11 protein-coding genes are annotated in these 14,849 nt (G+C 43.0%); 3 read left to right on the forward strand and 8 right to left on the reverse strand.

Annotated elements, in window-relative coordinates; genetic code table 11:
* Positions 1 to 11: 11 nt before the first annotated feature.
* The 5 genes from asnB to DQQ10_RS00680 are packed head-to-tail and all read right to left on the reverse strand — an operon-like array spanning position 12 to position 5,649.
* Entirely contained in the window at positions 12 to 1,877 is a 1,866-nt protein-coding gene (asnB, locus tag DQQ10_RS00660; RefSeq protein ID WP_112744871.1) for an asparagine synthase (glutamine-hydrolyzing), read from the reverse strand.
* A gap of 2 nt (positions 1,878 to 1,879) precedes the next feature.
* Positions 1,880 to 2,839 (reverse strand): glycosyltransferase family 2 protein, encoded by a 960-nt coding sequence (locus tag DQQ10_RS00665; RefSeq protein ID WP_112744872.1) that lies wholly within the window; start codon positions 2,837 to 2,839, stop codon positions 1,880 to 1,882.
* Entirely contained in the window at positions 2,824 to 3,600 is a 777-nt protein-coding gene (locus tag DQQ10_RS00670; RefSeq protein WP_165823758.1) for an FkbM family methyltransferase, read from the reverse strand. The genes DQQ10_RS00665 and DQQ10_RS00670 overlap by 16 nt, the downstream gene beginning before the upstream one ends.
* Positions 3,578 to 4,819: an ABC transporter ATP-binding protein gene (locus DQQ10_RS00675; protein ID WP_221409648.1), complete on the reverse strand. Its 1,242-nt coding sequence runs from the start codon at positions 4,817 to 4,819 to the stop codon at positions 3,578 to 3,580. Before DQQ10_RS00675 ends, DQQ10_RS00670 begins: the two co-directional genes overlap by 23 nt.
* Complete coding sequence (locus DQQ10_RS00680; RefSeq protein ID WP_112744875.1) at positions 4,819 to 5,649, reverse strand: ABC transporter permease; 831 nt, start codon at positions 5,647 to 5,649, stop codon at positions 4,819 to 4,821. Before DQQ10_RS00680 ends, DQQ10_RS00675 begins: the two co-directional genes overlap by 1 nt.
* 64 nt (positions 5,650 to 5,713) lie before the next feature.
* Here DQQ10_RS00680 and DQQ10_RS00685 point away from each other — a divergent pair, with 64 nt between their 5' ends.
* On the forward strand, positions 5,714 to 6,805 hold the full coding sequence (locus DQQ10_RS00685) for a glycosyltransferase (RefSeq protein ID WP_245970217.1): 1,092 nt from the start codon (positions 5,714 to 5,716) through the stop codon (positions 6,803 to 6,805).
* Here DQQ10_RS00685 and DQQ10_RS00690 read toward each other — a convergent pair.
* Positions 6,754 to 8,085: a hypothetical protein gene (locus tag DQQ10_RS00690; RefSeq protein WP_112744876.1), complete on the reverse strand. Its 1,332-nt coding sequence runs from the start codon at positions 8,083 to 8,085 to the stop codon at positions 6,754 to 6,756. The two genes, DQQ10_RS00685 and DQQ10_RS00690, sit on opposite strands and share 52 nt — an antisense overlap.
* A gap of 29 nt (positions 8,086 to 8,114) precedes the next feature.
* Entirely contained in the window at positions 8,115 to 9,368 is a 1,254-nt protein-coding gene (locus DQQ10_RS00695; RefSeq protein ID WP_245970219.1) for a tetratricopeptide repeat protein, read from the reverse strand.
* A gap of 46 nt (positions 9,369 to 9,414) precedes the next feature.
* Here DQQ10_RS00695 and DQQ10_RS00700 point away from each other — a divergent pair, with 46 nt between their 5' ends.
* Both DQQ10_RS00700 and DQQ10_RS00705 read left to right on the forward strand, forming a co-directional pair.
* Entirely contained in the window at positions 9,415 to 10,056 is a 642-nt protein-coding gene (locus DQQ10_RS00700; RefSeq protein WP_112744878.1) for a hypothetical protein, read from the forward strand.
* Between the two features lie 137 nt (positions 10,057 to 10,193).
* Positions 10,194 to 13,175 carry a glycosyltransferase family 117 protein gene (locus DQQ10_RS00705; RefSeq protein WP_112744879.1) on the forward strand — a complete coding sequence of 994 codons (2,982 nt, stop codon included), beginning with the start codon at positions 10,194 to 10,196 and terminating at the stop codon, positions 13,173 to 13,175.
* A 267-nt stretch (positions 13,176 to 13,442) separates the two neighbouring features.
* Here the strand turns inward: DQQ10_RS00705 and lpdA are convergent, their stop codons facing one another.
* A complete protein-coding gene (lpdA, locus tag DQQ10_RS00710; RefSeq protein ID WP_112744880.1) occupies positions 13,443 to 14,834 on the reverse strand; it encodes a dihydrolipoyl dehydrogenase in 1,392 nt (463 codons plus the stop codon).
* Positions 14,835 to 14,849 lie beyond the last annotated feature (15 nt).

Genomic DNA, 14,849 nt, shown 5'->3' on the forward strand with positions numbered 1-14,849 from the left:
TACGGTACGGATCAGAATTTATTCTCCTGTGCCCAGGTGTGAAATACGTATAACGCCCAAAGTTTTTCCGCATGATCCTCGCCCGACTTATGCTTCGCCAGTAGCTGTGCAATGAGCGTGTAATCAAGGTCTATATATTTTTGTTTTCCTTCCAATACACGTTCACGGAATTTTTTTTCAAGATCCTGTCGAAACCACTGCGCCATCGGTACGCCGAAACCCATCTTGTGACGATGCACGAAATTCTTCGGAAAATACTTTTCAGCAATCGCTTTCAATACTGACTTTGTTCCATGAGCTGCAAACAAGTCGTTACGCGTAAGCGTGGCTGCAAAACTAGCCAGGTCGCGGTCAAGGAATGGCGAACGCATTTCTAGCGATGCAAACATTGACGCGCGATCTACCTTCACCAGGTAATCATTCACCAATCTTGTATGAAGGAATGTCGCGAGAAGATTTTTAGATAAAGATTCTTCCTTTTTTGACGCATTATCCCAAATTGCACGGTGCTCGACTGTGGTAGCATTAACTGCCTCAGTGCATGTCGTTAATCGAGACATATCGGCGATAGAGAAACTCATATTACGATGGAGCAGCATATAATCATCCTTTCGCGCTGCGTCTAGAAGTTGCTTGAGTAGTCTTAAACGATACGATGGTGCAATTCGCGCTGCAGCATGGGCGAATGGCTTTAGGAATCCAAGATGCTTGACGCTATCGAGCTTATTTACAAAATGGTTGATGTGATAGCCAGCAAACAATTCATCGCCGCCGTCACCACCGCATACAACTTTCTCGGTTTTCGAAATTTCTTTACATACGAGATAAGTCGGCAACATAGAAGTATCCGCAAAAGGCTCACCGTACTCAGCGATGATGTCATCAATTAGACCAAGATCCATTTGCGACAGCTTGATTTCTGTATGATCTGTTCCAAATCGCTCCGCAACGAGTTTCGCATATTTACTTTCGTCAATCGATTCATCATCGAAAGAGACATTGTATGTTTTCACAGGACCAGACTGCAAACCGGCCATCATAGCAACCACCAACGAGGAATCTATCCCACCACTTAGCTGCGCCGACACCGGTACATCTGCAACAAGACGTTTGCGTACGGCCTCGCGAAGCAATTCTTCAGCGCGCTCTACGGTATCTGTCCATGGCAAATTGTTGCTACTACTGAAATCAAGCTTCCAATATTGCTGCTTTGTCAGACCTGATGCATCGAATTTAGCAAAGTAACCCGCGGGGAGTTTCTTAACTTCATTCCAAATAGTGTGCTCCCCCGGGCTCGAAAACTCGTACAGAAAATAGCCTAAACTATGATAATTGATTGTCAACGACAGCGACGGAATTGCTTGAAAGGAACGTACATCAGAACTTACAATGAGTCCTTCTTTTGTGCGAGCATACAAGAGTGGTTTTTTTCCAAAGCGGTCGCGTGCTAACCAAGTTTGGTGGGTACGTTTATCGAAGAGCATGATCGCGAACATTCCATCGATCAACTGCATGAGCTTCTCAAAACCCCAATAACGATAGCCATGGATTAACACCTCCGTATCGGATGAAGATTGAAAAGAAAATCCAGCTTGTAAAAGTTGCTCGCGTAGCAGCTTATAATTATAGATTTCGCCATTAAAAACGATCGCTATTTCCTCTTCACGATCCAACATCGGCTGGTGCCCCGTGGGTTGCAAATCGATGATGCTCAGCCGCGCATGAAACAATGACACGTTCACTTTATCATCACGATACTGCCAGTCACCTTGATCATCCGGCCCACGATATTGTAGGCATTTCGTGAATTGCATATGACGATTCCCCGGTAGGAGCTCCTCTGTACTAAAATTGATCACACCCGCTATTCCACACATATCTAATTACGGATTGAAGACAGTAAATATTTTCGAATACAATATTGCAACGTTCGCCAGTTTACGAACTGCATTGGTCGCAATCGAATCGCGGTTACCGACGCACCGATCGCTTGACGATAAAGTCTACCATACATGTAATGACTGGCATATTCGCGGTAAAGCCGCGCAGGATCATCAGCATAAGGTTGTGACAAGCCATCAAGAAATTGATTAAGTGCTTTCAAATTACCAGACTGAATGTCGTCTTTTCCGTTTTCCCTACGTTGCTTGGCGAGGTGCTGCACCAACGCACCACTGATCGAACGCTTAATACTTATTTTTTTGGAATTACCGCTCTCGCTTTGTCGATAATAATATAAGCGGTGGGGGATATTTATACTCTTATATTTTTCGGCAATACGATACGCCCAATCATAATCTTGATAAGCATAGTCGTTAAAAAATTCGCGATATCCACCGATATCCTGATATACTGACGCTCGGATCATGATCGTCGCGCCATTGAACTGACTAGCCGTTGGAAGCATCTGAAGAATTTCTTCATACGACGTTTTGCGTTCATCGGCATCGATAAAATTTCCGGTTAGATCAACGATGTTTGCCCATGTTCCCACCATCCCTAATGTAGGATCTTCGTCGAAAGCATGGCGTTGTTTTATGAGACGCTCCGGGTCGGCATAATCGTCGGCATCTTGAAACGTGATATACTCGCCACGGCATAAAGCAAATAACTTGTTGCAAGTTTTCAGATAGCCTAGGTTGTGATTGTTAGACAACACCGTGATACGCGGATCTGCAAAATTTTTGGCAATGGCTAACGTATTATCACGCGACCCATCATCACAAACTAACAATTCGAAGTGCGGGTAGGTTTGCCCGAGAACAGATCGAATAGCTTCAGCAATGTATTTCTCGGCATTGTAGGCCGGCATGATGATCGATATCACTGCTTTTTCCATGCCCTAAACTTTTGTCGTAGCCTGAGACAGAGTTTAAAAAAGAATGGAAAATAATATTTCCTATTCACCGCTATGATCCACCCACGATTAGGTGACTGATTTAAAAATACACTAACAAGCCCGGCTCCTGCGAGTTTGTTCACCAGTTGTTGTGTTGTATAGGACGAAGGTGCAAGATCTTCGTGATACAAGATTACAGCACATTTGATTTTTGCTAACAATGTGTCGGGACTGTTGATGAGAATATCGAACTCGGCACCCTCACAATTAAATTTAATTAAGTCTATTTCGCGAATTTGTTCCTTGCTCACAAACGTGGAAAATGCCAAGCCATCAACAACCTCAGAGGAGGCAGAAATTTCTTTTGAAATTGTATGCCCCCAGTTACCGTCCACAAGATTATGATAAAGCGTCACAGGTTGATCTATTGAGCAAAGTGCATTGTGAAAAACCTTAACTTGAGGGATAAGCTTATTCTCGCGTACATTGGTATCAAGAAGAGAAAAGGTATCCCTGCTCGCCTCAAATGCAAAGATCTTGGATGCAGGATATTTCATGCTGCTAAACATGGAAAATGTGCCGATATGCGCCCCTACGTCGACAATAACAGGCTTATCGCTTACTTTCAGGTAAGGCAGCTCTTGGTAAAAAATATCATTATCGAAGCTATCCGCTAAGACTTTCTCGTCTTCAGTTTTTTCTCTGAAGCGAATATTCAAATTTTTATATTGATGCTGATTAATTGACTGCACTCCACTCATTGCGTACGAAGAAAAATCCGTGTTGATTGATGTTGTGTATTTTGCCGGTTTGGAACACATCACTCTTTTCCACCTCAAACTTAAAGGCATTTTCCACAGTATGAAATGTTTCATAACCATCAGAACACCATAAATTAACGAAATAATGCGACGGTAATAATGGAAGGTCTTGAAGCACACATACAACAGTCTGCCGCCCGGTATGTAGCGTAAGCGGTTGGTTTGTGTACAAATTATCAAGCGTAAACAACTTATTCCCTCGATTATCAAAAACTGTTATCGCTATATACGTTTTTACGTGATGGGGTAAATCATTTTCGAGTGTTACTTCAAATCCAACATTTCCACTCGTGGCAATGCTGTTAACGTATCGCTTTTCGGCATTTTCAGATTGAAATAATTTGATCTCTGTAAACTTTACTGCCTTCGTTCCTGAAGCATTCTCTGCTGATATAATTCCGGAACTCGTGTACTTACTAGCTTGCAATAGATATTGCTGTACAACGTCGGATGCACTGCCCTGCATTTTTATATTGCCTTTCTCAAGTAAAATCGCACGTGAACATATATTGGTAATGGCTGCCATATCGTGACTTACCAACAGTATGGTTCTCCCCTCGGCCTTGTTCACTTCATTCATTTTACCCATGCATTTTTTTTGAAACTCTGCATCGCCAACAGCAAGTACTTCGTCGATGATGAGTATCTCCGGTTCCAGAAATGCAGCCACGGCAAATGCCAGACGCAACTGCATGCCACTTGAGTAATGCTTCAAAGGCGTATCGAGAAATTGTTCAACGCCAGAGAAATCGACGATCTCATCGAACTTACTAACGATCTCTTTTTTTCTCATACCCAAAATAGATCCGTTGAGAAAAATATTCTCCCGTCCTGTAAGTTCTTGATGAAACCCAGTGCCAACTTCTAACAAGCTCGCCATTCGACCGCGTGAGATAATCCGGCCCCGTGTTGGCGGCGTAATTTTCGAAAGCACTTTTAAAAGTGTTGACTTGCCCGCGCCATTCCGGCCGATGATCCCAACGGCTTCGCCAGGCTGAACATCGAACGAAACATCGTCGAGTGCCCAGAAGTTTTCCTTCTTGCTTTTACTGGCTTTAAACAAGTCTGTGATTTTATCGCGAAAACTGAGATAAGGACCTTGTTCGTGACCTATCGTAAATCGCTTTCCTATATTTTGAATTTCTAAGATGGGCTTCATCACGCGAGGTCTGCAAAGTAGCGTTCGGTTCTTTTAAAATATCCCGTGCCTATTAAAAACAGCAGTACTCCGCTGATGACACTCACAAGCAGCAATGTATTGGGTGTTGTATCAAACATCATTGGAGTTCTAAAAAACCAAATTGCTGCGAACATGGGGTTCATAGCCATGACGTACGTTACCCAGATGCTCGTACGTGGTGTGATCGGATAAATAATAGGCGTTAGAAAAAGAAGCGCTTGCAACAAAAAAGGAATGACGTATCGGAAATCGCGATACTTTACCATCAACGCGGATAACCAACAGCCTGCGCCCACCGACGCAATCAATGTTATCAATATTGCCGCTGGCCAATAATAAACTACGGAAAGGTTAACAGGTACTTGAAAAAAAAACAGTGTGATGATAAAAATCAGTAGTGCTATGAGCATATCAAAACCAGCGCTGATGACCGCCGATAATGGAATAACGAGACGTGGAAAATAAATCTTTTTGATAATATTCGATTGACTGACCATACTGTTACCAGCGTTGTTAACACCGGCGGAAAAAAAATTCCACAACACTAAACCTGAAAAAACAAACACCGGATATGGAAGTGACGATTCATAGTTCAACACCATTCGAAGTGAAAATGTAAAAATGAGCACCATGAACACAGGTTGCAGAAAAACCCAAATCAACCCCAGGGCAGTTTGCTTATATTTTACTTTGACATCTCTCCAAGTAAAAAAATAAAAAAGCTCACGATAGTCCCACAACTCTTTCCAGTTAAAAAAACTGGTATTATCTGGACCTATCACATATTCACGCTTTGACGCTGTTTCCATAATTACAGATCACAAATTAAGAGTAACTGATAGAAAAACAGGAGATTTTCACTTTTTTTGTTTTATGTCCGTGCTTCGTATTGTGTTCATTACGCCTTATCCTCAGGGTGAGGCACCCTCGCAAAGATTTCGATTTGAACAGTACTTCCCACTTCTCGAAAAAGCCGGATTTAATATTTCCATCAAACCATTTTTAGAAGGCGCCGACTGGAAGGTAATTTATCGCCCTGGTGAATGGACGAAAAAGGTGAAACTGCTTATTAAGAGTTTTTTTAAGCGCAGCATGCTCATCTTCACTTTGTTTTCTGCCGACTTTGTATTTATCCATCGCGAAGCTATGCCTTTCGGCCCGCCCATTATCGAATGGGTTATTGCTAAAATATTACGAAAAAAGATCATCTACGATTTTGACGATGCCATTTGGGCCACGGATAAAGTATCGGAGTCGCTTGTCAGTAGGATCATAAAATGGCGTTCTAAGACAAAAGCCATTTGCCAGTGGAGTTATCGCGTAAGTTGTGGCAACCAATATCTTTGCGACTTTGCCAGCCAATACAATAAGAATGTAATTAGAAACCCTACGACCATCGACACGGTCAACGTTCACAATAAAGAACGATTTGACAATTCCAAAAAAGACAACACACGCATCGTTATTGGGTGGACAGGCTCGCATTCTACGCTAAAATACTTGACAGCAATACAACCTGCGTTGAAAATTATTGCTGAGAATTTACCGCAGGTAGACTTTATGGTTATCGCCGATCGCGACCCACACCTTAATCTTCCGCGTTACTATTTTAGACCATGGTCGTTACAAACTGAAATCACTGATCTGTTGAAATTTGATATTGGCATTATGCCATTGCCCGACAATGAATGGTCACGTGGCAAATGTGGATTTAAAGCGCTTCAATATATGTCGCTAGGTGTTCCGGCTGTTGCGACACCCGTGGGCGTTAACACTGAAATCATCGATCATTCCAAAAATGGTTTTCTCTGTGGTCACGAAAGCGAATGGGTGGCTATACTCACGCGTCTTGTTGAAGATGCCGACTTGCGAAAGAAAATTGGTGCCGCCGGAAAAGAAACGGTTATAAATCATTACTCTGTTGAATCCAACGGCACTACCTTCTTGTCGTTCTTCCAAGCGTAATAAATAATACCAAGACCGATAAGGTAAAATGGCATCAACGGAATTTTATACCTTGCTAACGTTCCAAAATTGTAGGTCGAAACGCCCACACCAAAGGCAAAGATGATCGCAAACACCACACAAAAGAAAACTTCTGGAATCTGCATGTATCTAAAAATCTTTGTCCTTATTTTAATAAGGATAAACAGTGTGAATAAGAAATTCAATAAACTCTCCAAGGCAGAAAGGAGCATTAATGGATTTTTGACTTCCCACAAATAAGGTCTGAAGAGTGAAACATTCACGGCGGCAGGCGCAAGCCTAGCGACACTCCCAAAAGTACCGTCAAGTTCACCCAACGAATATCCCGACCCTGCATCTTTCCCCGTCCAATAACGAATATCATACGCCGTAACCCGCACAGTCTCTGCCAAATTATTCAGAGAGTAACGCGGGTCATCTTCTACAATTTCACTAATTCCTTTATATCCCATAAATGAAACACATAACACAACGAAAGGAATTGCCAGTAGTCGCAACGCGATGTTTTCGATTCGAAAATAAAACTTCGAAAAAATCCACAATAACGCACCCGCCAAAAAGCACATGAGAATGTATACCTTAACCGAAAAAATGACAAACAAAGAAAACAACAACAGAAAAATAAATCGAAGATTAATCCGCCATTCTATAAACAGTCTATTCACGCAGTAGGTTGCTATACAAAGGAATGATAATGTGACGGTATCTTTTAAAATTCCGGAGCCCCAAAAAACAATAGAGGGAATAAACAGACAACTGAATGCCAGCCAACCATGTAGCGCCGGATACTTCTTATAAAATGTTAGAAACAACATCCACCCACCTACAAAACTCAATACCGCAAACAATGTCGCAGTACCGCTGTAAGATGAAAATGTTAGCAGGTCCAGGACCGTTGCAATTCGAATGATCACGAAAGATTTCTGATCTCTAAAATACCAGATCTTTTCGCTAATGTCCCAGTTGCGACCATGCATTTCACCATTGGAAAAAAGGAGCTCAAATCCTCGCTCAGAAGATTCCATAAAAGCTTCCCATATGTGCCGGCTACCATGCGTATGATAAGCAAATGTATCACCTCCACCATAATAAAACTGGTAAATCACGCCCAACATGATAGCGCCAAATATCTTGAGGGAGAGTGCGGGAAAATAATACTTGTAATTAATGGAGTCCGTTACAAACGGCCTGATAATATACGCCGCCAAGAAAACTAGCAGAACAACAATAGGCGTTACAATTAGATCACGAAGCTCCAAATGAAAAATGATTTTCGAAAGATACCTTGTTAGTCACCTTTCTCCAAGCCCTTCAACCTGCGCTTAGCATCCTTGAAGGCTTCATCTTTCCGATCTGCCTTCTTTTTAACCAACTCAAAATATCGCTTCGCTTCCTTTTTGTCGCCTTGTTGCTCGGCAATTTCTCCCAATGCAATGAGGGAGTATAAATAATATCCTGTTTCTGTCGCTTCGATCTCTTCTGCATATTTCAAACAACGTAGATAAAATCCTTTCGCTTCTTCGGGCTTGCGACGCGCTTCGTAGATCTGCCCTAAAAAGAATGAGGCATAACGGCCACTGGTAGCTTCATATCCAACTTGCGCCGAGTCAATTCGAGCAATAATATTTCTGCATTCTGGCTCAGCTTCCGTAAACCTTCCCATCGAATAAAGCATGCGCGCATAATAGCGGTGGAAATAGGGATTGTCAGGATACTGTTCATGTAAGTACTTACTAATCTGGAAAGCTTGCGGCTGATCATTTTCGTAGCTGTTCAATATCCGCATCAGCCAAACCATCGCCTCCGTGCGTGTATAGAAGGCGTTGTAAGAAACTTCTTTGAGCTGTTTTAATCCTAAGGCCTTATCACCTTTTCTAAAAAACCACAGCACAGGTTTAAGCGCAGGATAATTTTCCGGCACCCACACAGAAAAGTAGTTGTACAGGGCATCGCCAAACAGCAACTCGGGACTTAAATTCTCTTTCGTTTTTCCTTCTTCAAGATAATCCAAGGCATCTTTTCCTGCAGAGGCCGCCTTGCGCCAATTTTTTCTTTCTTCATCAGAATACAATCGCCCCTTAAATCCATACGCGGCGGCTAAAAAGAAAGAAGCTTCCACTCTATACTGCGGGTAGTCATCATAAAGCTCTTCACCTACCTCGATTGTCGAATCCATATAGGCCAGGAATTTTTCATCGTGAGAGGTATCTTTTGTATTTGGCATGATCTTCCACCATTCGATAAGCCCCATCAGAAAGTAGGGTAATGGATGCCACTTGTACTTCGCGCGGAGATACTGAAACTGATATTCCGCTGCTGGAAATTTGAAATTATAAAGATCGTTTAACGCTTGTGTGCATTCGAGTTGGACGTTCGGATCGGAGATTAGAATGATCGTGGTATCTTTATCCGTGATATATTGTGCCGAAACTTGATTTTGCGCGACGAATAGAAAAAACGCGATGATCACGTAGCGAAAAGAATGTTTGACAGACCTGATGATCATTCGAAAAAATAATATAACGTCCTGATTTTTAAACATAGCAAGTTAACGCAAGATCGCCTCGACGGTTACGACAGCCTTTCCCATGAATCAACCTTCCTCAACACCCGAAACTAACGCATTCTTTGCAAGCGACAAAAGACTATTGTTTTTGCTGCTCTGCTTAACCACCCTGGCCCTGCTGTTCGTCAAAATAGCGTTCATCGAAAACGAAACCGCCGCTTTTGAATTCCTTCAAGATCGTCCTGAAGGGACCATTTTACGCCTGATGAACACCATCAAATATGTGTCCATTCCATTAATCTATGCCTGGAAATTTTTAGTAATCGCCTTCGTGATATGGGTGGGGTGTTTTATGTTCGGCTACCGCGTGAACTATCGACAATGCTGGGGTGTAGTTATCGCCGCTGAATTCATTTTCATGATACCCGAAGTGCTGAAAATTGCCTGGTTCATGATCGTTGAAACAGATCCGACTTACCACGACATCCGCGCATTCTATCCTTTATCGCTCATGCACTTTGTGGACTACCAAAGTATCCATCCCCGCTGGGCTTACCCCCTGCGCGCGTTAAACCTCTTCGAAGTGGCGTATTGGTTCTTGTTAGTCGCTGGCATTCACCACTATGCCAGAAAAAGTAAGCGCTATGTCTGGATCATCGTGGCGTGTTCCTACATCCTCATTTTCTTTCTCTGGCTGTTATTTTACGCTGGCGTCTACAAGTAATGATTCAACCCCCCTGCTCCCAAAACATCAAATGTCGCCGTTAGCAGCGAATAGTCGCCCACCAACCAACTAAAAGCTAACGGCTTAACGCCAAACGCCTTTTTTACTATCTTCGCCCCTTAAGTTTTTGAAAAAATATGAATTCAAATTTTCAGAAGTACAATAACATCGTTGGGTGGATTGTTTTCATCGTATCGCTCGGAACCTACTGGCTTACGATGGAAGAAACTGCAAGCTATTGGGACTGCGGTGAGTTTATTGCCGTTTCCTATAAATTAGAAGTGCCTCACCCTCCTGGCGCCCCATTCTTTCTACTCATTGGAAGAATCTTCTCCTTCCTCGCGTTACAAGATGTTACGAAAGTTGCCTACTGGATCAATTTCAGTAGCGTACTCGCGAGTGCATTCGCGGTACTATTCCTCTTCTGGTCAATTACCTTGTTCGGCCGTAAAATTCTCAATATCAAATCTGACGACGAAATCACTTCAGATAAAATCATTGGTCTCCTCGGTGCTGGCGTTGTTGGTGCATTGGCGTACTGTTTCTGTGACTCTTCATGGTTCTCGGCAGTCGAAGCTGAAGTTTATGCTATGTCTTCATTCTTTACGGCGTTCGTCGTATGGGCAATGCTGAAGTGGGACGTTATCGAAGATGATTCGAAAGCTAACCGTTGGCTCATCCTCATATTCTATATGATGGGACTTTCCATCGGCGTTCACTTGTTGAACTTGGTGACTATTCCTGCGCTCGCACTGGTATACTACTTCAAAAAATATCAACCGACATTCATCGGTGTTGTTATCACGATGATCATCAGTCTCGCGATCATCTTTTTCATCAACGACATCATCATCATCTGGCTTCCAAGTATTGCAGGCGAATTCGAATTATTCTTCGTCAACAGTATCGGATTGCCATTCGGACTTGGCGCTACTTTCTTTGCACTGCTTCTTTTCTCTGGATTGGCGTTTGCCATTTACTACTCACAACGAGAAGGCAAAGTGGTGTTGAATACATTCCTTAACGCGTGTGCATTCATCCTCATTGGATATGCGTCTTATGCATTGGTCGTTATTCGCTCGAACGATAATCCGCCGATCGATGAAAATGACCCACAAGATGTGATGAGCTTTGTGAGCTACCTAAAACGCGAACAGTATGGAAGCCGCCCTCTATTAGTTGGTCCTTACTTCACAGCACAGCCTGTAGATTATAAAGAAGGCGCTCCGATATACATGAAAGGGAAAGATAAGTATGAAATCAAAGATCGTAAAGGTGAGTACGTTTACGCGCCAGAAGATCAGACTATCCTTCCACGGATTTATTCAAGCGACCCAAGCCACGCCCAACTTTACCGTGAAAGTTTGAAACTCGGACCAAACGAAAAACCTACGTTCGGCGACAACATTAAATTCATGATCGATCATCAAATTGGTCATATGTATATGCGCTACTTCCTGTTCAACTTTGCCGGAAGAGAGAGCGACATTCAAGGTGCAGGTGTGCCATCGCCAAGCGAATGGTTTGAAAAACTCCCTCCAACCATTGCAGAGAACAAGGGATTGAACAACTTCTTTTACATTCCTTTCATTCTCGGCTTAATTGGTATGTTCTACCAAGCAGTAACCAATACCAAGAATTTCGTGGTTGTTGCCCTACTCTTCGTACTCACTGGTGTAGCCCTTGTTGTTTATTTGAACTCTCCACCTACAGAACCACGCGAACGCGACTACATCTACGCAGGTTCATACTATGCGTACTGTTTCTGGATTGGGTTTGCTGTAATCGGCATTGCACAAGCACTGACAGCCGTGATCAAAAATTTCAAAGTGTCGGCAATCATCGCGATCATTATCGGACTGACTGCACCAGCACTGATGGCTAAAGAAGGTTGGGATGATCACGATCGCTCTGATCGCTATTTCTCAGTTGACTCGGCTATAAACTATCTACAGTCATGCGCGAAAAATGCGATACTGTTTACGGGTGGTGATAATGACACCTTCCCTTTATGGTATGCACAAGAAGTGGAAGGCGTACGTACCGATGTTCGCGTGGTCGTGTTGAGCTATTACAACACCGACTGGTATATTAAACAATCCCGCGATCAGCACTACGATTCGCAGCCTTTCCAATACACGCTCACAGACAAAAATTATCAGCAAGGCGGATTAAACGATTATCTACCACGCGTTAAAACAGGCGTAAAAGAAATTCCGCTTCAACGCTTCTTAGAACTTCTTAGAGACGAGAATAAAAATCTCCTCCACCCAGAGTATCGTGGCACACGCAACATGCTCCCAGCAGATGAGATTGTCTTGCCTATCGACGTTGAGAAGATCAGAAAAATGGGTATCGTGCCTGCAGAACTCGACAGCTTGATCGTTCCTGAGCTTCGTCTTAAAGTTCGTGGTGGTGGTCTCGAGAAGAAAGATCTCGCCATGCTCGATGTATTGGCAACATCCGATTGGACACGTCCGATCTATGTTAACAACACGTCACTTTCGCAATTCTCCGTGGATCTTGCCCGCTGTGTTGTTCAGGAAGGAAATGCCTACAGAATTCTTCCGATCTACAACCCGCTTCCAAATGTATCGGCTACCAATGTGCGTATTGCCAATACAAAAGTTGCGAAAGAAAATATGCTCAAGAATTTCCAATACCGGAATCTTGACAATCCAAATGTGTACTACAGCGACGACTACCGCAAGTTCGTTCTCAATCACCGCAGTAGTTTGAATGCACTCGCACAAGCGATGATCGACCAAGGAAATACAGCTGAAGCACGTGAAGTCATTCTCTTCTCGTTAGCCAAAATTCCTGATGCCGCTATTCGTTACGATTACATTTCAGCGTTCACAGTTCCACTGTTGCTAGAGGTAGGTGAAAAAGAGAAAGCGCTGGAAATTGCAGAAGTGATGTCAAAACGTGCGGATGAAGTATCAGCCTTCTATATAGCAAAAGGTGAAATCAACGAGAGCGTTCAAGAGAGCATGCAAATCTTAAGCATCTTGCAACGTGCACTCTTGCGCTACGGAGAAAAAGACCTAGCCACTAAAATCGAAGAGATGTACAACCGAAACATCGGCATGTACGAAAAAACGCAAGGCGCGTTTTAGTTAGTTATCGGTTAATAGTCGATGCAACAAACCGATAACTAATAACGGATAACTGATAACTATCCCAAAGGGCTCATGGAGAAATCTGTGAGCCTTTTTAGTTGGTTATTGGTTATCGGTTATTTGGCATTTGTCAGTAGTAACCAAACCGATAACAGATAACAGATAACCGATAACAACCCACAAGTTGGAAAAAAAAAGAAAGGATACCGGTATCCGATATCCTTCTAGCAAAACTTATCGCTTATCGCTTGTAGCTTGCAACTATTAAATGTGAATCACTTCACCATAGGCCGCAGCAGCAGCTTCCATAATCGCTTCGCTCATCGTTGGGTGAGGGTGAACTGTTTTGATAATTTCATGACCTGTAGTTTCGAGCTTCCGCGCAGCAACAACTTCAGCAATCATCTCTGTTACGTTAGCACCGATAAAGTGCGCACCTAACCACTCGCCATACTTCGCATCGAAGATTACTTTTACAAAGCCATCTGTTGCACCTGCAGCTTTTGCTTTACCGGATGCACTGAATGGGAATTTGCCAACTTTGATTTCATAACCTGCTTTCTTCGCGCCTTCTTCCGTGTATCCAACAGAAGCAATTTCAGGTGAGCAATATGTACAACCTGGAATATTATTGTAGTTCAAAGGCTCAGGATGATGTCCTGCGATTTTTTCAACGCAGATAATTCCTTCCGCAGAAGCCACGTGCGCCAATGCTTGTCCTTTTACAATGTCGCCGATTGCGTAAACACCAGGTACATTTGTTTTATAGAAATCGTCGACGATAACTTTTCCTTTGTCTGTTTTTACACCCACTTCTTCAAGACCGATACCTTCAAGGTTTGTAGCCACACCTACTGCAGAAAGTACTACATCGGCCTCGAGCTTAACTTCACCTTCCGGTGTTTTTACCGTAGCAACACATCCGCTTCCTGATGTATCCACTTTAGTCACCTCAGAATTCACAAGCACCTTGATGCCGCTCTTCTTGAAAGACTTATCTAACGCTTTCGATACCTCTTCATCTTCTACAGGAACAATGCGCGGAAGGAATTCAACGATGGTAACTTCTGTTCCAAGTGAATTATAGAAGTATGCAAACTCAACGCCGATTGCACCTGATCCTACGACCAATAATTTTTTCGGCTGTTGTGGTAACACCATGGCTTCACGGTATCCAATAATTTTCTTTCCATCGATTTTCAATGCAGGAAGTTCACGTGAACGACCACCTGTTGCCAAGATGATATGTTTTGCTTCGTAATCAACTTTCTTACCAGCAGCATCAGTCACTTCTACTTTGCCACCTTTCTTCAGTTTACCGAAGCCTTCGATCAAATCGATCTTATTCTTTTTGAAAAGGAACTGCACGCCCTTGCTATTGCTGGCAGCTACATCGCGGCTACGTTTAATGATACCACCGAAGTCGGCACTAAAGTCTTTTACCTCTATACCATAATCTTTCGCATGGCTGATATATTCAAATACCTGCGCACTCTTCAAAAGCGCTTTGGTTGGAATACATCCCCAGTTCAAACAGATTCCACCAATCTCAGCTTTCTCAACAACGCCTACTTTCATGCCCAGCTGCGACGCTCTAATAGCGGCTACATATCCACCGGGACCGCTCCCGATTACAATCAGATCATATTTTGACATAGTGTGCTTTTTTAA

It is taken from the genome of Pseudochryseolinea flava (assembly GCF_003286915.1).
Lineage (GTDB): Bacteria > Bacteroidota > Bacteroidia > Cytophagales > Cyclobacteriaceae > Ohtaekwangia > Ohtaekwangia flava.

Coding starts and splice junctions, on each gene's coding strand:
- DQQ10_RS00670 (WP_165823758.1), bottom strand. CDS start 3,600: ATGAGTGGAGTGCAGTCAATTAATCAGCATCAATATAAAAATTTGAAT.
- DQQ10_RS00665 (WP_112744872.1), bottom strand. CDS start 2,839: ATGGAAAAAGCAGTGATATCGATCATCATGCCGGCCTACAATGCCGAG.
- DQQ10_RS00695 (WP_245970219.1), bottom strand. CDS start 9,368: ATGTTTAAAAATCAGGACGTTATATTATTTTTTCGAATGATCATCAGG.
- DQQ10_RS00675 (WP_221409648.1), bottom strand. CDS start 4,819: ATGAAGCCCATCTTAGAAATTCAAAATATAGGAAAGCGATTTACGATA.
- DQQ10_RS00680 (WP_112744875.1), bottom strand. CDS start 5,649: ATGGAAACAGCGTCAAAGCGTGAATATGTGATAGGTCCAGATAATACC.
- asnB (WP_112744871.1), bottom strand. CDS start 1,877: ATGTGTGGAATAGCGGGTGTGATCAATTTTAGTACAGAGGAGCTCCTA.
- DQQ10_RS00685 (WP_245970217.1), top strand. CDS start 5,714: ATGTCCGTGCTTCGTATTGTGTTCATTACGCCTTATCCTCAGGGTGAG.
- lpdA (WP_112744880.1), bottom strand. CDS start 14,834: ATGTCAAAATATGATCTGATTGTAATCGGGAGCGGTCCCGGTGGATAT.
- DQQ10_RS00700 (WP_112744878.1), top strand. CDS start 9,415: ATGAATCAACCTTCCTCAACACCCGAAACTAACGCATTCTTTGCAAGC.
- DQQ10_RS00705 (WP_112744879.1), top strand. CDS start 10,194: ATGAATTCAAATTTTCAGAAGTACAATAACATCGTTGGGTGGATTGTT.